Annotated in this window: 20 protein-coding genes; 18 read left to right on the top strand and 2 right to left on the bottom strand. The window is 32.1% G+C overall.

All coding sequences use genetic code 11. The features are described from left to right. Positions 1-5 precede the first annotated feature (5 nt). The 17 genes from E5Z56_RS11345 to E5Z56_RS11265 all read left to right on the top strand — a co-directional run bounded on the left by E5Z56_RS11345 (position 6) and on the right by E5Z56_RS11265 (position 16649). Positions 6-602, top strand: a complete 597-nt coding sequence (locus tag E5Z56_RS11345; RefSeq protein ID WP_138157886.1) for a hydrolase — start codon at positions 6-8, stop codon at positions 600-602. 2 nt (positions 603-604) lie between these two features. Continuing rightward, complete coding sequence (gene ligA / locus E5Z56_RS11340) at positions 605-2590, top strand: NAD-dependent DNA ligase LigA (protein ID WP_138157885.1); 1986 nt, start codon at positions 605-607, stop codon at positions 2588-2590. A gap of 96 nt (positions 2591-2686) precedes the next feature. Next, on the top strand, positions 2687-3628 hold the full coding sequence (locus E5Z56_RS11335) for an ATPase, T2SS/T4P/T4SS family (RefSeq protein ID WP_175405489.1): 942 nt from the start codon (positions 2687-2689) through the stop codon (positions 3626-3628). Beyond that, entirely contained in the window at positions 3618-4094 is a 477-nt protein-coding gene (locus E5Z56_RS11330; protein WP_138157883.1) for a stage III sporulation protein AB, read from the top strand. The genes E5Z56_RS11335 and E5Z56_RS11330 overlap by 11 nt, the downstream gene beginning before the upstream one ends. 9 nt (positions 4095-4103) lie before the next feature. Continuing rightward, positions 4104-4298 carry a stage III sporulation protein AC gene (gene spoIIIAC, locus E5Z56_RS11325; protein ID WP_022506138.1) on the top strand — a complete coding sequence of 65 codons (195 nt, stop codon included), beginning with the start codon at positions 4104-4106 and terminating at the stop codon, positions 4296-4298. Continuing rightward, on the top strand, positions 4295-4690 hold the full coding sequence (locus E5Z56_RS11320) for a SpoIIIAC/SpoIIIAD family protein (RefSeq protein WP_138157882.1): 396 nt from the start codon (positions 4295-4297) through the stop codon (positions 4688-4690). Before spoIIIAC ends, E5Z56_RS11320 begins: the two co-directional genes overlap by 4 nt. Beyond that, positions 4687-5811 (top strand): stage III sporulation protein AE, encoded by a 1125-nt coding sequence (locus E5Z56_RS11315; RefSeq protein ID WP_138157881.1) that lies wholly within the window; start codon positions 4687-4689, stop codon positions 5809-5811. The genes E5Z56_RS11320 and E5Z56_RS11315 overlap by 4 nt, the downstream gene beginning before the upstream one ends. After that, positions 5808-6272 carry a stage III sporulation protein AF gene (locus E5Z56_RS11310; RefSeq protein WP_175405488.1) on the top strand — a complete coding sequence of 155 codons (465 nt, stop codon included), beginning with the start codon at positions 5808-5810 and terminating at the stop codon, positions 6270-6272. Before E5Z56_RS11315 ends, E5Z56_RS11310 begins: the two co-directional genes overlap by 4 nt. After that, positions 6273-6701, top strand: coding sequence for a hypothetical protein (locus tag E5Z56_RS11305; protein ID WP_138157879.1), 429 nt, complete (start codon positions 6273-6275; stop codon positions 6699-6701). It abuts the gene before it with no gap. A gap of 2 nt (positions 6702-6703) precedes the next feature. Next, positions 6704-7243 carry a SpoIIIAH-like family protein gene (locus tag E5Z56_RS11300; protein WP_138157878.1) on the top strand — a complete coding sequence of 180 codons (540 nt, stop codon included), beginning with the start codon at positions 6704-6706 and terminating at the stop codon, positions 7241-7243. Between the two features lie 64 nt (positions 7244-7307). Beyond that, positions 7308-7718 carry a transcription antitermination factor NusB gene (gene nusB / locus E5Z56_RS11295; protein WP_232842449.1) on the top strand — a complete coding sequence of 137 codons (411 nt, stop codon included), beginning with the start codon at positions 7308-7310 and terminating at the stop codon, positions 7716-7718. Next, positions 7718-8650 (top strand): tRNA (adenosine(37)-N6)-threonylcarbamoyltransferase complex transferase subunit TsaD, encoded by a 933-nt coding sequence (locus E5Z56_RS11290; protein WP_138157877.1) that lies wholly within the window; start codon positions 7718-7720, stop codon positions 8648-8650. Before nusB ends, E5Z56_RS11290 begins: the two co-directional genes overlap by 1 nt. Then, on the top strand, positions 8637-9842 hold the full coding sequence (xseA, locus tag E5Z56_RS11285) for an exodeoxyribonuclease VII large subunit (protein WP_138157876.1): 1206 nt from the start codon (positions 8637-8639) through the stop codon (positions 9840-9842). Before E5Z56_RS11290 ends, xseA begins: the two co-directional genes overlap by 14 nt. Before the next feature lies 1 nt (position 9843). Next, positions 9844-13353, top strand: a complete 3510-nt coding sequence (locus tag E5Z56_RS11280; RefSeq protein ID WP_138157875.1) for a DNA polymerase III subunit alpha — start codon at positions 9844-9846, stop codon at positions 13351-13353. 89 nt (positions 13354-13442) lie between these two features. Next, positions 13443-14411, top strand: a complete 969-nt coding sequence (gene pfkA, locus E5Z56_RS11275) for a 6-phosphofructokinase (protein ID WP_138157874.1) — start codon at positions 13443-13445, stop codon at positions 14409-14411. A 63-nt stretch (positions 14412-14474) separates the two neighbouring features. Then, on the top strand, positions 14475-16256 hold the full coding sequence (locus tag E5Z56_RS11270) for an MORN repeat-containing protein (RefSeq protein WP_138157873.1): 1782 nt from the start codon (positions 14475-14477) through the stop codon (positions 16254-16256). A 75-nt stretch (positions 16257-16331) separates the two neighbouring features. Continuing rightward, on the top strand, positions 16332-16649 hold the full coding sequence (locus E5Z56_RS11265; protein WP_138157872.1) for a hypothetical protein: 318 nt from the start codon (positions 16332-16334) through the stop codon (positions 16647-16649). A gap of 68 nt (positions 16650-16717) precedes the next feature. Here E5Z56_RS11265 and sigE read toward each other — a convergent pair whose 3' ends face one another. Together sigE and E5Z56_RS11255 are read right to left on the bottom strand one after the other, a co-directional pair. Then, positions 16718-17413 carry an RNA polymerase sporulation sigma factor SigE gene (gene sigE, locus E5Z56_RS11260; protein WP_138157871.1) on the bottom strand — a complete coding sequence of 232 codons (696 nt, stop codon included), beginning with the start codon at positions 17411-17413 and terminating at the stop codon, positions 16718-16720. 4 nt (positions 17414-17417) lie between these two features. Beyond that, on the bottom strand, positions 17418-18209 hold the full coding sequence (locus E5Z56_RS11255) for a sigma-E processing peptidase SpoIIGA (protein ID WP_138157870.1): 792 nt from the start codon (positions 18207-18209) through the stop codon (positions 17418-17420). Positions 18210-18277: 68 nt separating this feature from the next. Between E5Z56_RS11255 and E5Z56_RS12265 the strand changes: the two genes are divergently transcribed. Then, positions 18278-18373 (top strand): DUF3789 domain-containing protein, encoded by a 96-nt coding sequence (locus E5Z56_RS12265; RefSeq protein WP_138157869.1) that lies wholly within the window; start codon positions 18278-18280, stop codon positions 18371-18373. Positions 18374-18389: the final 16 nt, after the last annotated feature.

Genomic DNA, 18389 nt, shown 5'->3' with positions numbered 1-18389 from the left:
TGAATATGAACACATTTGATATCCAAACTAATAAAGAAGAATTTATCAGAATATATAAAGAAAATATCCACAGAGAAGGTAGTGAAGAACTGCTAAAGTGGATTGAAAAGACAGATTTCTTCACAGCACCTGCAAGTACCCGTTATCACAATGCTTGTGAAGGTGGTCTTTGTGCACATTCACTTTCTGTATATCACACTTTAATGGATAAACATTTTGATGAAGAAACCGATGATATTGAAAGTTTCACTATTTCATCTTTACTTCACGATTTGTGCAAAGCTGAATTTTATACAGTAAGTATGCGTAATTCTAAAAATGAAGAAACAGGTAAATGGGAGAAAGTTCCTTACTTTACCATTGATGATAAATTTCCATATGGTCATGGTGAAAAGTCAGTATTTTTAATTGAAAGAAAAATGCGTCTAAGACTAGATGAAGCTATGGCAATTCGTTGGCATATGGGTGGTTTTGATGAAGGTGGTGGCTTTTCTATTAGCCAGGCATACGATAAATACCCATTAGCAGTAAAACTTCATCTTGCAGACTTAGAGTCAACATATTTAAGAGAAAAGGGCACTTCTGAAGTGAATAAAAGATAATTATGGATATTAATAATGCGAAAAGTAGGGTAGAAGAATTAACCAAACTTCTGAACTACCACAACAATTTATATTATAATCAGGATAACCCTGAAATCGGTGACTATGAATATGATAAACTTTTAAGAGAACTTGAGGATCTTGAAAAGCAGTTTCCGACACTTTTAAAGAAGGACTCACCAACTCAAAAGGTTGGTGGTAGTGCCGGTGAAAAGTTTAGTGAGGTTACTCATACAGTACAAATGATGAGCCTTCACGATTCATTTAGTCACGGTGAATTACTTGACTTTGACCGTAAAGTCAGAGAAGTAGTACAAAATCCACTTTATGTTGTTGAACCTAAGTTTGATGGACTTTCTGTTTCTTGTGAATATGAGAACGGTGTGTTTGTCAGAGGTTCTACAAGAGGTGATGGTTTTGTTGGCGAAGATATTACAGATAACTTAATCACAATTAAGTCTTTACCTAAAAGACTAAAGAATGCACCTGAGTATCTTGAAGTTCGTGGTGAAGTTTATATGTCCGATGATAACTTCCTAAAACTTCTGAAAATTCAAGAGGATAACGAAGAAAAGCCTTTCAAAAATCCTCGTAATGCTGCTGCCGGTTCTTTGCGACAGAAAAATTCTAAAATTACTGCTCAAAGAAACCTGGATATTTTTGTCTTTAATATTCAGCAAATCAGAGGTGTAACTTTAACAAGCCATAAGCAAAGCCTTGATTACTTAACAGAACTGGGTTTTCCAACTGCTCCATTCTATAATAGATATGACAATATGGAAGATGTTATTGAAGAAATTGAAAGAATCAATAATATTCGTGGTACATTTGGTTTCCCTATTGACGGTGCAGTAGTTAAAGTGGATGATTTTTCTCAGAGAGAATTATTAGGTGCAACTGCTAAATTTCCAAAATGGGCAGAGGCATATAAATACCCACCGGAAGAAAAAGAAACCAAATTGCTTGATATTGAAATTAATGTTGGCAGAACAGGTGCATTAACACCTGTAGGTATCTTTGAACCGGTATTTATTTCAGGTACTACTGTTAGCCGAGCAGTTCTTCATAATGAAGATTTTATTAAAGAAAAGGATATTCGTATTGGTGATACTGTAATTATCCGTAAAGCCGGTGAGATTATTCCTGAAGTTGTTTCCTTAAAATCTCATGGAGAAAATACAGTACCTTATGTATTTCCAACAGTATGTCCATCTTGTGGTAGCAAAGTTACAAGAGATGGTGAAGAAGCTGCTATCCGTTGTACAAATACCGAATGTCCGGCACAGTTACTAAGACACTTAATCCACTTTGTAAGCAGAGATGCAATGGATATTGAGGGCTTAGGTCCGGCAGTACTTGAACAACTTGTAAATTCTTCTTTGGTTAAGTCACCGGTAGATTTGTATAAACTTACTCCTATGGATGTTTTAGGCCTTGAAAGAAAGGCTGAAAAGTCAGCTTTAAACTTAATTGACTCTATAGAAAAGTCAAAGGAACAAGAGCTTTACAGACTTATTTTTGCTTTAGGTATCCGTCATATAGGTCAAAAGGCTGCAAAATTACTTTGTGATAACCTTTTAACCATTGAAAATATAATGAATAGCAAAGTAGAAGATTACACCAACATTGATGGTTTTGGTACTGTAATGGCTGAAAGTATTGTAGAATATTTTAGCCATGAAGAAAGTATCAACCTAATAAAAGAACTAAAAGAATGTGGTGTAAAGATGCCACCTGTAGAGAAAAAGTCAGAAGAAGGCAAATTCACCGGTCTTACATTTGTTCTAACAGGTACACTTCCAACTTTAAAAAGAAGTGAGGCTTCTAAAATGATTGAGAATGCCGGTGGTAAAACTTCATCATCTGTAAGTAAAAAAACCAGCTATGTAGTAGCCGGTGAAGAAGCCGGTAGTAAGCTAACTAAAGCCCAAAACTTAGGTGTTACCATTATTACAGAAGAACAACTTCTAAATATGCTAGAAAGCTAATTTAATAATTTTATTTTATGACTACTAATTGTTTATCTTTTAGTAGTCATATTTTTTTGCCCATAAACATATGATTTACAGAAAGGAATGAAATTTATGGACAAAACTTATGATGTGTTAAAGGATATTTTCAAGATTTTACCGGAAAGAATTGTACTTTCAATCAGTAAACTTCCTAGTGAAATCAAGGAGAATATTCAGGAAATTCGTTTACGAACCAACAGACCGGTTGCCTTAACTTGTGAAAGTGTAACTTATTATTTAACGGACAAGTCCTTTACTGCTGATTTGTTCAACAACCTAAACTACATTAAAGTATCTAAGATTGAAATTACAGAAACCTTTACAAAAGCTTGTACATACTCTGTGTATAACCGTCAGCAAGAAATTTCAAATGGTTTCATCACTATTAATGGTGGTCATAGAATGGGTATCTCAGGTACAGGTGTCTATTCTAAAGGTGGCTTAGTTAATGTAAAGGATATTACTTCCTTAAATATTAGAATTGCAAGAGAGTATATAGGTTGCAGTAGAAATTTACTTGAACAACTGAATAATAATTTTGGCAGTATCTTAATTTGTGGCAAACCTTGTTCAGGTAAAACAACATTAATTAGGGATTTAGCAAGAGAACTTTCTCTAAATTATGGGAAGAAAGTTTGTGTTATTGATAGCCGTAATGAAATTTCTTCTACCTATAGAGGTGAGTTAACCAAAGATTTAGGCAACTGTGATGTGTATTCTATGTACAAAAAGACAGATGCTATTGAACATTCTGTAAGAAATATGGCACCTGACTATGTGGTTTGTGATGAAATAGTTACCGAAGAAGAAGTAAAAGCAATTTCTTATGGACTTAATTCCGGTGTTAATTTCATAGCTACCATTCATTCATCATCACCCTTTGAACTAAAGAACAAAGTGATTTTTAAGGAACTGCAAGAACTTAACAGTTTTTCTTCAGTTGTAATGCTGAAAAATATAGGTACACCTTGTACAGTTGACTCAATAATCAGTATGAAAGAATTTGGTAAATAAATTGATTTTAAAATATATAGGTTTGTTTTTTGCATTTACTTTCTTTACTTCAATAGGCTTTTATATGTCCTATAAATTGCAAAGAAGAAGAAAATACCTTTCCACAATACTTCTGTTCCTAAATAGATTACAAGCAACAATAACCTTTAGAAAAGATGATATAGAAGAAATTGTTTTTAACATAGCTGATGATGAACTTGCACCACTTAAAAATGCAGAAAATAACCACTATGAAAAAATTATTGAAAATCTAAATTTTAATAATAAAGACAAAGAACTTTTATTATCATTTTTCAAAGATTTAGGAACAACAGATATTAATGGAGAATTATCCCATATAAAAATGTATCAAGAACTTTTTTCGGAACAATATAGACTCTCAAAAGAAGATATAAAAAATAAAGGAAAACTCTACAGAATGTTAGGTCTATTTTCAGGACTGGCATTTGTAGTGTTATTTATTTAAGGTGATTTTATGGAAGTAGATATGATATTCAAAATTGCAGCAATAGGTATTATTGTTGCAGTGCTAAATCAATTGCTAATTCGTAGTGGAAGAGAAGAACAAGCCTTGTTAACCACTATAATGGGTCTGATAGTAGCACTAATGATGATAATTTCACAAATAAGTACATTATTTGACACAATAAAATCGGTGTTTGGTTTATGAGTGAAATCTTATTAGTTTGTTCGGTAGCAGTTGTTGCATTTGTACTTTCTATTGCCTTAAAAAATACCCATCCATCAATATCATTAATCATAATAATAACAACTTCAATTATCGTTTTACTTTATATTCTTGACTATATTGTTGATGTAGTTGATTACATAAATCTTCTATTTAAAAGTGTAAATATAAATACTGAGTATGTAACAATTCTTCTAAAGTGTACAGGTATATGTTTCTTAACGGAATTTTGTTGTGATATGTGCAAGGAAAGTGGTTGTAATTCATTGTCCTCACAAATTTCATTTGCAGGTAAAGTAATTACCCTTGTAATGGCAATTCCTTTATTTAAAGAAGTGCTGAAAATCTCACTATCTTTAGCAGGTGTACAATGAAAAAGATAGTTGTAATTCTTATAATACTTTTAATACCACTTTCACTTACAACAAAATGTTATGCAAGTACATATTCTGATGCTTTGGAAGAAATCGGTGCTGGTACACTTACCGATAGCCTTGATGATAAAAGTAAAGAAATTCTAAAAAATTTTGGAGTAGATGAAAAGGACTACAACAGTATAATCAATATATCTTTTTCAAATGTATTTCACAAAATTTTTGATATTGTAAATGATGAGGGAGTAACACCATTTTCTTCATCAGCACTAATTCTTTCTTTACTTCTTATTTATTCAGTATTTGATAATTTTAGGGATGGTCTAAAGAATAGAGAACTTAAGTGTATTACAGATACAGTTTTTGTTTTAGTAGTTACCCTTTCAATTTCATCACCTGTAATTTCTGTTATTAATAGAGCAATAGAGTCTATTAACAATGCCGGTAGTTTTATGTTACTGTATATTCCCATTATGGCAGTAATTTTAATTACAAATGGACAAAGTATTACAGGTGCATCATATTATTCATTAGTTGTTATGGTTGGTGAAAGTGTTACCTATATTGCAAAGAATATTGTTTCACCTTTATTAAGTGTATTTTTGGGACTTTCTGTTACTTCTGCAATTTCTTCTGACCTTAATATGCAAGGTATAATAAATGAAATATCTAAAATTATAAAGTGGATAATCGGCTTTGCAATGACAGTTTTCTCAGGTTTATTAACCTTTAAAACTTTAATTACCACATCAGCAGATTCAATTTCCACCAGGGCAGTTAGGTTTACTTTATCATCATTTATTCCAATAGTAGGTTCAGCTTTATCTGAGGCTTATAAAACTATTCAAGGTAGTATGTGTTTACTGAAAACCGGACTGGGTGTCTTTGTAATTATAAGTGTAATGATTGTATTTTTACCTATTATAATTCATTGTTTATTGTGGATAATCTCGCTAAATATAACTAGTGGTATAGGTAATATGCTAGGTATAAAAGGACCAATATCAATTATAAAATCTTGCAGTACTGTACTTACTACTTTACTTGTAATTATCCTATGTGTAATGGCTATTTATGTAATCAGTACTGCAATAATTTTAACAATGGGGAATGGTACATGAACTTAATCAGTAATACAGCAGTAATGTTATGCATATGTACAGTGGCTTGTATTTTAGTAAAGTTTTTAGTACCTGAGGGTGTTACCAGAAAGACTCTTAATTTAATAATATCTACTGTACTTGTAATTACTATGATAATGCCAATAAAGTCCCTATTTACGGAAAATAATAAAATAAATATCAATATTCCTAATGAAACGAAAATATCGGAAGAATATAATAGCAAAGTACTTTCTACAACAAAAAACAATCTAGAAAAATCTGTAAAGTCAATCCTAGAACAGAATAACATCAATATAAATAATGCAGTAGTAACTCTAAAAACAGACCAAAATAATGGCATAATTATTGAGTCAATCAGCATATATATTACTAATGATAATCAGTTAACAAGTAGCAAAATAACTAACCTTATTAAAGAAAATTTCAGTGTTACACCACAGATAATTTTGGAGCAGTAAATGAAAGAAAAGTTACAAAAGCTTAAGCAAGATAAAAATTTAATAAGAGTGATTTATATTATTGGAATAATAGGAATTGCATTAATATTTTGTTCTGCATTTTTTTCAGGTAAAAGTAGTGATGATACTATAAACCCAAGTTCCATAAGTGATTATCAATCTACCCAAGAAACAAGAATAAAAGATATGGTTGAGTCAATAGAAGGAGTAGGAACAGCAAAGGTGATGATAACAATGGAAAACTCAGCAGAACAAATATATACAGATGATACCAAAGTAAAAGAGATTGAACCTGCAGTTAGAGGTGTACTTGTTATTTGTACAGGTGCAAATAATCCTGAAATAAAAGAAACTGTACTGGAATCAGTTACAAAAACTTTAAATATTTCATCAGATAAAGTTTGTATAACTAAGCTAAAGGAGAAATAGTTATGAAAATGAAAAAAAGAAATTTAATAGTAGCTGCCTTAGTAATAGCTCTAGGTGCAGCAGTATATTTAAATTGGCAGTTTGGTGGAGATAATACTCTGCTGACTTCTTCAACAAAAGAACTTGGTGCTGCCGAATATGTAAATAATGACACAACAGTAACTTCACCGTCAAAGACAAAATTATCTTCAAAACAGTCAAATTACTTTGCAGATGCCAGAACCAAGAGAGAACAGTCCCAAGATAAGGTTGTGGATATTGCAAAAGAAGTGCTGGAAAAATCCGACTCATCAACTGACTCAAAAGATAGTGCAAAGGCTCAAGCAGAAAAAATCGAAAAGTATATTACATACCAAACTAATATTGAAAACCTACTAAAAGCAAAAGGCTTTACTGATTGTTTATGTTGTATCACAGAAAAAGGTTGTTCTGTTGTAGTACCGAAAGAAGATATGAAAAAGTCAAGTCCTATGATTATCAAGGATGTTGTGTATGGTCAAACAGGCATAAATTTTGAAAATATCACAATAACTGAGATTTAGCTATATTTACATTACCTTAAAAATATGATATAATCACATTAATATTTTTGAGGAGATAGTAATTATGAGTGATAACAATATTACACGCCGTGAAGAAAGAGAACAGGCTTTTTTAATTTGTTTTGAAAAGCTATTTACAAATAGTTCAATAGAAGAAATTTCAGAATGTGCTGAAGAATCAAGAGATGATACTTATTCTGAATTTGCCCTAAAATGTGCTGATGGTGTAACTCAGCATGTAGAAGAAATTGATGAAATTATTTCTTCTCACCTTTCAGGTAAATGGAAGATTGAAAGAATTAATAAAGTTTCTCTTGGTATTATGCGTTTAGCAGTTTATGAACTAAAATACCTTGATGATATTCCGTCAAATGTAACTATCAATGAGGCAGTAGAACTAAGTAAGAAGTTCTCAGGTGAAGATGAATATAAATTTGTCAATGGCGTACTGGGTGCTATTGCAAGGGATTTATAATGCCTTTGTTTCTTGGAATAGATACAAGCAACTATACAACATCGGTTGCTTTGTATGATAGTGACAACCACAAGGACTATAGTGCAAGAAAGCTGTTACCTGTTAAAGTCGGTGAGAAAGGTATTCGCCAAAGTGATGCAGTTTTTCACCATACTCAGCAACTTCCTGACCTTGTAGAAAAAGTCAAGAAGTATATTGATAAGCCTATTACAGCAGTAGGTGTATCAGCAAAACCAAGACCGGTAGAAGGTAGTTATATGCCTTGTTTTACTGTGGGACTTGGTTTAGCAAGGTCACTTTCAACATTACTAAATGTACCTTTATATGAATTTACCCATCAACATGGTCATATTGTGTCAGCACTTTATTCAGCTAATAGACTTGACTTAATAGGCAAGGAGTTTATTTCTTTCCATGTTAGTGGTGGTACAACTGAGGCATTGCTAGTTGATGAAGATTTTAATATTGATTTAGTAGCCAATACACTTGACTTAAATGCAGGTCAAGCAGTTGACAGAATTGGCTTACTTCTTGGTTGTACTTTCCCTTGTGGTAAAGAACTTGAGAAACTTGCACTTAATTTTAAGGGTAAAGTAAAACCTAAACCAACACTAAAGGGTACAAATTGTTGTATCAGTGGTGTTGAAAATCAATGTAAAAAAATGATAGATAATAATGTACCTAAAGAAGAAGTTGCTTTTTATTGCTTAAAGTATATTGAAGAAACTATCTATAAAATGGCTATTGCTTTAAAAGATAAGTACGGAGATTTGCCACTTGTTTTTGCAGGTGGTGTAATGAGCAATAGCATTATTAGAGAAAGTATGGAAAAAAGATTAGATTGTGTTTTTGCAAAGCCTGAATATTCAACAGATAATGCAGTTGGTATTTCTTGCCTTGCATATAGAGGATGGAAAGATGCTACCGGTTGAACCTAAAATTTTAACTGTTTCACAACTGAATTTTTATGTTAAGTCTGTTTTAGACAGTGACCCAAGGCTTAATTATGTCTTTTTGTGTGGTGAGATTTCTAACTTAACCGACCACTATAGAAGTGGTCATATTTACCTTTCTCTAAAGGATAATAAGTCTGTTATTCGTGCAGTTATGTTTGCCGGAAATGCCCGTAACTTAAAGTTTAAACCTATGGAGGGTATGAAAGTAATTTGCAGAGGTAGAGTTACTTTGTATGAGGCTACAGGTCAGTATCAGTATTATATTGAAGATATGCAACCTGACGGTATAGGTGCTTTATATCAAGCTTATGAACAACTGAAAGAGAAGTTGCAGTCAAAAGGTCTGTTTGACCAAAGTCATAAGAAACCTATTCCGTATTGCCCAAAGACTATTGGTGTAATTACCAGCCCAACAGGTGCAGCAGTACAAGACATTAAGAATATTTTAACCAGAAGATTTCCTTCAGTTAATATAATTCTATGTCCTGTTCTTGTTCAAGGAGATAATGCTGTTCCTCAACTTATTGATGCAGTTAATAAGTTAAATGAATATGATTTGTGCGATACCATCATCATCGGTAGAGGTGGTGGTTCTATTGAAGATTTATGGGCGTTTAATGACGAAAATTTAGCCTATGCAATCTATAATAGCCACATTCCTGTAATTTCAGCAGTAGGTCACGAAACTGACTTTACAATTTGTGACTTTGTGTCTGATTTAAGAGCACCAACTCCATCAGCAGGTGCAGAACTTGCAGTACCTGATAGAAACGAAATTTTGCAAAATCTAGATGCCCAAAGACAATATTTATCATCATTAATGGATAAAAAGTTAATTGAAAATAATAATGTTGTTTCAGAAATGACAACAAAGTTATTGTCACTTTCACCTGATGATAAAATTGCAAAATTATATAATGATTTAGACTTTCTAAGTCAAAAGTATGAGAATAACAGTAACAGAATATTCCAAAATACTGCTAACAAAATTGAACTTCTGGCAACAAAACTAGAGTCACTTAATCCGGTATCAACTCTAAAAAGAGGTTATTCTGTTGTTACAAATAATGATAAAACCGTCACTTCAGTTAAGGATGTTAAAAATGGAGATACACTTGCTATTAATGTAACAGATGGCAAGATTATTTCCAAAGTTATAGGTGAGTAAAATGGCATTTGTTCATTTACATTTACATAGTGAATATAGTTTATTAGATGGAGCCTGTCGTATTGATAGGCTCGCTTCTGCGTGTAAAGAAAAAAATATGAATGCTTTGGCAATTACTGACCATGGTGTAATGTATGGTGTAATTGATTTTTATAGAGCATGCAAAAAGAATGGTATTAAGCCTATTATTGGTTGTGAAGTTTATGTTGCACCTAATTCAAGATTTCAACAAGACAGAGATTATTACCACTTAATTTTACTTTGTGAAAATAATAAAGGCTATCAAAACTTAATCAAATTAGTTTCAGCCGGTTTTACTGAGGGTTTTTATAAGAAACCTAGAATTGATAGAGAATTACTTGAAAAATATCACGAAGGTTTAATTTGTCTTTCTGCTTGTTTGGCAGGTGAAGTGCCACAGAGAATTTTGGCTAATGATTATAAGGGTGCGAAAGAAGTTGCAAAGTATTATCAAGATTTGTTTGGTAAAGATAATTATTTCCTTGAACTTCAAAACCATAATATAAAAGAAGAAATTTTAGTAGCAGATAAAATTAAGCAAATTTCAAGGGAACTTAATATTCCTATGGTAGTAACAAATGACTGTCATTATATTGAAAAGTCAGAAAGCAAAATGCATGAAGTGCTACTTTGTATTCAAACTAACCATACTATCTATGATGACGACAAAATGGAATTCCAAACTGAGGAATTCTATTTAAAAACAGAAGAAGAGATGAAAAGCCTTTTTCCTGACCTTACTTCTGCTTATGAAAATACACAGAAAATTGCTGATAGATGTAATGTAGAATTTGAGTTTGGTGTAAGGAAACTTCCTAATTTTGATGTTCCGAATAATGAGGACCATTACGAATATTTTAAGCGAAATTGTTATGAGGGTTTGTACAAGCATTATGGCAGTAATCCCGATAAATCTATTGTAGATAGGTTGGAATATGAGCTTGGTGTTATTAAGTCAATGGGTTTTGTTGACTACTATCTAATTGTCAATGACTTTGTACAGTTTGCAAAGAGAAGTGGTATTCCTGTAGGACCGGGTAGAGGTTCAGGTGCAGGTTCACTTTGTGCTTATTGTATCGGTATTACAGGTATTGACCCTATAAAGTACGATTTACTTTTTGAAAGATTTTTAAACCCTGAAAGAGTGTCAATGCCTGACTTTGATATTGATTTTTGCAATAAAAGACGACCTGAAGTTATTCAGTATGTAATTGATAAATACGGTAAGGATAAAGTAGCTCAAATTATTGCATTCGGTACAATGCAAGCAAGAGGTGTTGTTCGTGATGTAGGCAGAGCAACAGGTGTTTCATACGCAGTATGTGACCAAGTAGCTAAGTTAATACCATTTGAAATTGGTATGACACTTGATAAAGCACTTCAGCAAAACCCTGACCTAAAGAAAATGTATGATACAGATGCTCAAATCAAAGAACTGATTGATATGAGTAAACAGATTGAAGGTATGCCACGACATGCAACAATGCATGCAGCCGGTGTTGTAATTACCAAAGACCCTGTATCTGATTATGTACCACTTTCAAAGAATGACGATAATGTGGTAACTCAGTTTACTATGACAACTTTGGAAGAACTTGGACTTCTAAAAATGGACTTCTTAGGACTTCGTAACTTAACTGTAATAGATGATGCAGTTAAGATGATTCATAGAGAAAATAAAGATTTTTCAATAGAAAATATTCCTTTAGATGACAAAGGTGTTTTTGATATGATGTCAAAAGGTCAGTCAGAAGGTGTGTTCCAGTTTGAAAGTGCCGGTATGAAAAGAGTTTTAACTCAGCTAAAACCTAACAGCCTTGAAGATTTAATTGCAGTTATTTCTCTGTATCGTCCCGGACCAATGGATAGTATTCCAACATATATTGAAAATCGTCATAACCCAAGGAAAATTAAATATAAACACCCTTTACTTGAAGATATTTTAAGGGTTACATATGGTTGTATTGTTTATCAAGAACAAGTAATGCAGATTTTCCGTAAACTTGCCGGTTACTCACTAGGTAGAGCTGATATTGTAAGAAGAGCAATGAGTAAGAAAAAGCATGATGTTATGGAAAAGGAAAGAGAAATTTTCATTAACGGTCTTGTAAATGAAAATGGTGAAGTTGAAGTAGAGGGTTGTATTAGACGAGGTGTTGATAAAGCAACTGCAAATTCTATTTATAATGAAATGGAAAGTTTTGCTTCCTATGCTTTCAACAAATCTCATGCAGCATCTTATGCAACAGTTTCTTACCAAACTGCATACCTAAAATGTTATTACCCAAAGTACTATATGGCATCATTATTAACCAGTGTACTTGATAACCAAAACAAACTTGCAGTATATATTGAAGAATGTGAGCATATCGGTATTAAAGTTTTGCCACCAAGTGTAAATTATTCATACAGTGGCTTTACACCGGTTGATAACAATATCCGTTTTGGACTTTTAGCAATAAAGAATCTTGGCAGAAACTTTATTGATGAAATAATTGAAGAAAGAAAGAATGGAAAATTCACTTCATTTTATGATTTTTGCAAAAGACTATATGGCAAGAATATGAATAGCAGAGGTATCGAAAGTCTGATTAAGTCAGGTGCTTTAGATAACTTAGGAGCAAATAGAAAGCAAATGCTTTCTGTTTATAAAAATATTCTTGAAAATTTAGAATATGACCATAGAAAAAATGTAGAAGGTCAGCTTTCTTTCTTTGATATGGGTGACAGTAAGGAAGAAAATACAAAAACAGTTAATATGCCTGATGTTTCGGAATTTCCTTTTTCTGAACTTTTAGCAATGGAAAAAGAAATAGCAGGTATGTACCTTAGTGGTCATCCTTTATCACAATATGATAATTATGCAAAACTTATCCGAGCCGATAGGGTAGGTGATGTAATCAATAAAGATAATATGCGTTATAGAGACGGTCAGCAGATTAAACTATTTGTGATTATTGATAAGGTAAAGAACAAAATTACAAAGTCAAACCAAATGATGTCTTTCCTTAATGTAGAAGATAAATACGGTATGATGGAGGCAATTATCTTCCCAAAAACTTTAGCTGACTATGGTAACTATATTTTTGAAAGTAATATTGTTGAACTGATTGGTACTGTCAATAAAAGAGAAAATGAAGACCCTAAGGTCATTGTAAATCAAATCAGACCTGCACCACCAAAAGACAACATTCCAACAGAATTACCAAGTAGAAGAGAAAAAAAGTTATCTCCAATAACAAGAATCGACAACAAAAGAATAGTAAAACCTGATAAACTGTACTTAAGGATTACTAGTAGAAACAGTAAAAAATTTAAGAAAGTAAAAAATATTCTTGAAATTTTCTCCGGAAGTACAATGGTTATCTTTTATGTTACCGATGAAAACAAACAGTACAAAGCCCCTCGTGCCTTGTGGGCTGATGTAAATGATGTACTAATTGATGAATTATATTACATATTAGGTAAAGAAAATGTTGTAATTAAGTAAAAACAGAAAATTATACTTGATTATTACCGTACTTATGTATTATAATGGTAAAGTAAATGTAATTAATTAATATCCAGGGGGAATTAACAATGGCAAAAGATGCAATCGCAGTGCTAACTAGTGGTGGCGACGCACCGGGTATGAATGCTGCCGTAAGAGCAGTTGTTCGTTCAGGTATTAACAAAGGTTTTAATGTTCTTGGTATCAAGAGAGGTTACCGTGGACTTCTAAAGAAAGATTTTGTAGAAATGGATCTTCGTTCTGTTACAAATATTCTTAGCTTAGGTGGTACAATTCTTTATACTGCTAGAAGTAAAGAGTTCCAGACTCCTGAAGGTATCCAACATGCTGCTCAAAACTGTATGGATATGGGGGTTAAAGGTGTTGTTGTTATCGGTGGTGACGGTTCATTTATGGGTGCCAGAGCTCTTTCAGAGGCTGGTGTTCCTTGTATTGGTATCCCAGGTACTATAGATAATGATATTGCTTGTTCTGACTATACAGTAGGTTTCGATACTGCTATGAACACAGCAATGGAAATGGTTGATAAAATCCGTGATACTTCACAGTCACATGATAGATGTTCTGTTGTTGAAGTTATGGGTAGAAGATGTGGTGATATTGCACTTCAGACAGGTATTAGCTGTGGTGCTACTGCAATTCTTGTTCCTGAAGTTCCATACAACATTGAAAAGGATGTTATCTCAAGAATTCTTGAAACAAGAAAGAACGGCAAACAGCACTTTATCGTTGTTGTTGCTGAAGGTGTTGGTGGTTCTGTTGACCTAGCTAAGTATATCGAAAGAAGAACAGGCATTGAATCTCGTGCTACAATTCTTGGTCATGTTCAGCGTGGTGGTTCTCCAACACTTCGTGACAGAGTTGTTGCTTCAGAAATGGGTTACAAAGCAGTTGAACTTCTTGCAGAAGGTAAGTCAAAGAGAGTTGTTGCTCTTAAGGACGGCAAGATTGTTGACTACGATATTACAGAAGCACTTAATATGGAAAGAGTATTTGATACTCACCTATATGAAATTGCGAAGACAATTTCAATGTAATCCGATTATTACTAAATGAAGGCACAGTTATAAACTGTGCCTTTACTTTAAGGAGCAAAGTTTATGTCCACATTTTATGAAGAAAATTTGATAATTTACGGAATGTCTTTTAATTCTTTCATTCCTTATAGTGTTAAGGATGATATTCTTTCTAAGATTAGAAAGAACTTTTTTGAGCATAACAAGAGACAATCCGACAAAATTGTTCAGAATTTCAATGATTTTACAATTAAATATACATACAATCTTGAAAAGAATAAACCTATGAAGTGGGTTGTTCAGAAGAACAAAAAGACTATTGAAGAATCTGTTATTGTTTCTATCAATTCTTATGAAATAAGAACTTATAACGATGAAGGTAAGCAGGTTTGTTCTATTGAATTTTCTAATGACCATACTATCAAGACAGTTACTTTTGCTCTAGATGATGAAACAGTTGTTGTTTCTTGTGGTACAAATGGTGATGAACCTGTGCTTTATTATAGAGGTCAGTCCCTTAATGCAGACTTGCATCTTCTTGAAATTAATGAAGATGATGAAGTACTTGAAATTTTAGCAGAACGCAATCCTTATATTACAGTTACAGCCCTAACAAATAGAGGTGTTGTGTATTTTGGTACTGATGAAGAAATCCGTTGTGTTAAAAGAGAAGTAGAAAGAGCAAAAACTATTATAGCTGATAGAAATGCTCCAAAGGTTTACAACACTCCTGAGGATAGAGAAACAGGCTTTAACTTTAAAGACAATGACTTTAATCTAAAGAAAAATATGAACCAAACCTTTGATATTTCTAAGTCAGAGTATTTTGATTTTAATGAAGAGGACAACCCATCTGTATTTGATGATGTTGAAGGTTCTTCATCATTAGATTTAGAAAATATTGCTTTAGATAATGAAGATACAGTTGAATTAGAATCTATTTCAGCTGAAATTGATGATACTACAGAAAATACAGTTGAGCCGGAAGAAACTACAACTATCGAAGAAAATATTGAAGATAACATTGAAATTAATGAGACAGTAGTTGATGAAGAAAAAGAAGAAGTTGAAACTTCTGAAAATACTGATGAACAAAGTAATATTGAAGAAAATTCTGCCGATACTAATGATGAAAAGACAGAGGATATTATCGGTGAAACTGATTCAGTAGAAGAAACCGAAAATACTACTGTCGAAGAAAATCAAGTAGAAGAAAAGCCTACTGAACAACAAGATACAGTGGAAGAAAATTCTATTGATGATGATACTAAGGTTGCACCTAACTTTACTAATGAAGAAATATTGCGTGAAGTTCTAAATGCAATGATGAATAACAGTAAAGAAAATGAACCACCAAAGATAGTTACAAGTGTTAACGAAACACCTCAAGCTGAAAGATTTGATAAAAATGCTGACCTAATCATCAATAGTGGCAATGAAAAATATTGTTACTACGGTGATATTAATGATGACTGTATGCGTGATGGTTATGGTCGAACAGAAATGTCAAATGGCAAAACTGCTTATGAAGGTAACTACAAAAACAATAAGCGAAACGGTTTTGGTTCATTCTATTATAAGAATGGTGGTCTTTGTTATACAGGTGAATGGAAAGACAATAAGCGTAATGGCTTTGGTGTAGGTGTTCGTTCATCTGATGGTTCATTCCATGCCGGTACTTGGAGCAACAACAAGCCTGAGGGTGTAGGTGCAAGATTTGATAAATATGGTAAATTATCATATATTGCAAACTTCAAAAACGGCAAAGAATCAGGACTTTGTGTTGAATATAGAGAAGACGGTGGCATTACTATCTTTAAATGGGTAAATGATGCTAAGAAAATTATTGAAACTATTTATCCATAAAACTAATAATTTAAAAATTTTGTTGCACACTATTACCGTACCTTGTGGTACGGTAATTTTTTATGAGGTGATAAAATGAAAAAAATTATTATACCTGTGTTTATGGCAATTATTTTGGCATTTTCTCTTGTAGGTTGTGGCAATAAAGATAAGGGCAAAGTTGACTCAACTACTACATCCACAAGCGAATCTACAACAGAAACTTCCACTTCCACAACAGAAATGACTTCAAGTACAGAAAACTCAACCAATAATAAAAATGATAACAATGATAATGACGGAGTAATCGGTGAGGCAGGTAATGTTGTTCAAGATGCCGGAGATGCAGTAAAAGATGCAGCTGATGATGTTGAAGACGGTATCGAAGATGTTTCTTCACAGATGGACAGATAAATAATAGAAAACACGGTATGTATTTCTAGTTAGTTAATTAAGAGAAATACCAATACCGTGTTTCTTTTTTATACCACTTTTTTCAAATCATTTCTAAGTCTTTTAATTATTTTCTTCTCTAGCCTTGAAATGTATGATTGTGATATTCCCAACTCATCAGCAACTTGCTTTTGAGTAAATTCTTTCTTACTGTTTAAACCAAACCTCATTTCCATAATTAGCTTTTCTCTTGAATTTAGTTTGTCAACTGCTTGTAACAGTAACTTTTTTTCAAGTTCCTGTTCAATGTCTTTGTTTACAATGTCAGCTTCACTACCAAGAATATCACATAGTAAAAGTTCATTACCGTCCCAATCGGTGTTGAGAGGTTCTTCAATAGAAACTTCATTTTTCATATTAGAAGTTTTTCTAAGATACATAAGTATTTCATTTTCAATACATCTACTTGCATATGTAGCTAGTTTGATACTTCTTTCAGGAGAAAATGTGTTTACTGCTTTAATAAGTCCGATTGTACCGATAGAAATTAAGTCATCAATAGGTACACCTGAATTTTCAAACTTTTTTGCTATATAAACAACTAGTCTAAGGTTGTGAACAATAAGTTTATTTTTACTACTTTCTTTTCCTTGAGAAATTTCATCATACAGATTTTGTTCTTCTTCTTTAGTCAAAGGTGGTGGTAAGGACTCACTACTGTTAATGTAAAACACATCATTTTTGCAAAGTATTAATTTTACTTTATTTACTAATTGTCTAATCATAAAATCACTCACATATATTTTTATAGTTAAATATAGACTTCACTTCATTTTTAAATATATTGTTTGTAATGCCAATATAAACTTGTTTTTCAATTCTAATATTGTCTATGTAAAGTTCGTCAGGCAAAAATCCTTCTATCAACCCTTCACCTCCAAGTGAATTAAAAGGAATAATTCTAATTTTACCTTCAGGAACAATTATTGTATTTATCAGTTCTCTTTCAACCAAGATTGCTTCATTCCCACTAAAAGGTTCTTTTATGTTGCAACAAGTATCATATTTTGAGAGAAAACTATATTTATTCTCATTGAAAATAAAAGTTATTTTGTGTATTAAATCTTTTCTGTCAATTCTAATTTTCTCAATTATACTAAGTATAAAGTATGATATAGTAGTAAAAATAATTAACAATATAGGGGAGATATTGAAGTAAACTATATTGTTTTTTATCATAATAAAATCACTTTTAATAATTGATAACATAAAAAGTATTAACCCACTAAATAAACTTGTAATTAAGAAAAGTACAAAAGTTCTTTTACCAAATGTCATTTTATCTTTATAACCAAATGAAATAAGAATTGTTATTGAAATTATTGTTAGCTTTACGACAAAATTGAATAGGAAATTTCCCCAAGGTAATAATATAGTTAAAGAAGAAATCCCACCAAATAGTGAACCAAGAATTATTCTGTATAATTTGTAATTAATTTTCAAAATTTTTGTAGTAATACTTAGCAAGAGGTAATCAATAATAGTGTTAGAAAAAATTAATGTGTCAATATAAATAGTCATTATCTCACCCTAAAGTATTATCTCATAATCCTTAATATAAAATTGTCAAAGGGTAGGTGAACAATAATATGCTTTTAGGTTTTATTATAGGATTATTTGTAGGTGCGTTAATAGGAATATTTTTGATGTGCCTATTGCAGTCTTCAAATCATAACAAAAGATAAAAAATCCGTACTCATT

Source organism: Ruminococcus bovis (genome assembly GCF_005601135.1).
GTDB classification, from domain to species: domain Bacteria; phylum Bacillota; class Clostridia; order Oscillospirales; family Acutalibacteraceae; genus Ruminococcoides; species Ruminococcoides bovis.
Note: the sequence above shows the minus strand (reverse complement) of the source record. Positions and strands in the feature narration are given on the sequence as shown.

What these genes read in the sequence shown, in the direction of transcription:
- E5Z56_RS11315 (WP_138157881.1), top strand. Translation starts at nt 4,687, where the DNA reads ATGAAAAAGATAGTTGTAATTCTTATAATACTTTTAATACCACTTTCA.
- spoIIIAC (WP_022506138.1), top strand. Translation starts at nt 4,104, where the DNA reads ATGGAAGTAGATATGATATTCAAAATTGCAGCAATAGGTATTATTGTT.
- E5Z56_RS11300 (WP_138157878.1), top strand. Translation starts at nt 6,704, where the DNA reads ATGAAAATGAAAAAAAGAAATTTAATAGTAGCTGCCTTAGTAATAGCT.
- E5Z56_RS11345 (WP_138157886.1), top strand. Translation starts at nt 6, where the DNA reads ATGAACACATTTGATATCCAAACTAATAAAGAAGAATTTATCAGAATA.
- E5Z56_RS12265 (WP_138157869.1), top strand. Translation starts at nt 18,278, where the DNA reads ATGCTTTTAGGTTTTATTATAGGATTATTTGTAGGTGCGTTAATAGGA.
- E5Z56_RS11255 (WP_138157870.1), bottom strand. Translation starts at nt 18,209, where the DNA reads ATGACTATTTATATTGACACATTAATTTTTTCTAACACTATTATTGAT.
- E5Z56_RS11280 (WP_138157875.1), top strand. Translation starts at nt 9,844, where the DNA reads ATGGCATTTGTTCATTTACATTTACATAGTGAATATAGTTTATTAGAT.
- E5Z56_RS11305 (WP_138157879.1), top strand. Translation starts at nt 6,273, where the DNA reads ATGAAAGAAAAGTTACAAAAGCTTAAGCAAGATAAAAATTTAATAAGA.
- nusB (WP_232842449.1), top strand. Translation starts at nt 7,308, where the DNA reads ATGAGTGATAACAATATTACACGCCGTGAAGAAAGAGAACAGGCTTTT.
- sigE (WP_138157871.1), bottom strand. Translation starts at nt 17,413, where the DNA reads ATGATTAGACAATTAGTAAATAAAGTAAAATTAATACTTTGCAAAAAT.
- ligA (WP_138157885.1), top strand. Translation starts at nt 605, where the DNA reads ATGGATATTAATAATGCGAAAAGTAGGGTAGAAGAATTAACCAAACTT.
- E5Z56_RS11335 (WP_175405489.1), top strand. Translation starts at nt 2,687, where the DNA reads ATGGACAAAACTTATGATGTGTTAAAGGATATTTTCAAGATTTTACCG.
- E5Z56_RS11310 (WP_175405488.1), top strand. Translation starts at nt 5,808, where the DNA reads ATGAACTTAATCAGTAATACAGCAGTAATGTTATGCATATGTACAGTG.
- pfkA (WP_138157874.1), top strand. Translation starts at nt 13,443, where the DNA reads ATGGCAAAAGATGCAATCGCAGTGCTAACTAGTGGTGGCGACGCACCG.
- E5Z56_RS11290 (WP_138157877.1), top strand. Translation starts at nt 7,718, where the DNA reads ATGCCTTTGTTTCTTGGAATAGATACAAGCAACTATACAACATCGGTT.
- E5Z56_RS11270 (WP_138157873.1), top strand. Translation starts at nt 14,475, where the DNA reads ATGTCCACATTTTATGAAGAAAATTTGATAATTTACGGAATGTCTTTT.
- E5Z56_RS11320 (WP_138157882.1), top strand. Translation starts at nt 4,295, where the DNA reads ATGAGTGAAATCTTATTAGTTTGTTCGGTAGCAGTTGTTGCATTTGTA.
- xseA (WP_138157876.1), top strand. Translation starts at nt 8,637, where the DNA reads ATGCTACCGGTTGAACCTAAAATTTTAACTGTTTCACAACTGAATTTT.
- E5Z56_RS11265 (WP_138157872.1), top strand. Translation starts at nt 16,332, where the DNA reads ATGAAAAAAATTATTATACCTGTGTTTATGGCAATTATTTTGGCATTT.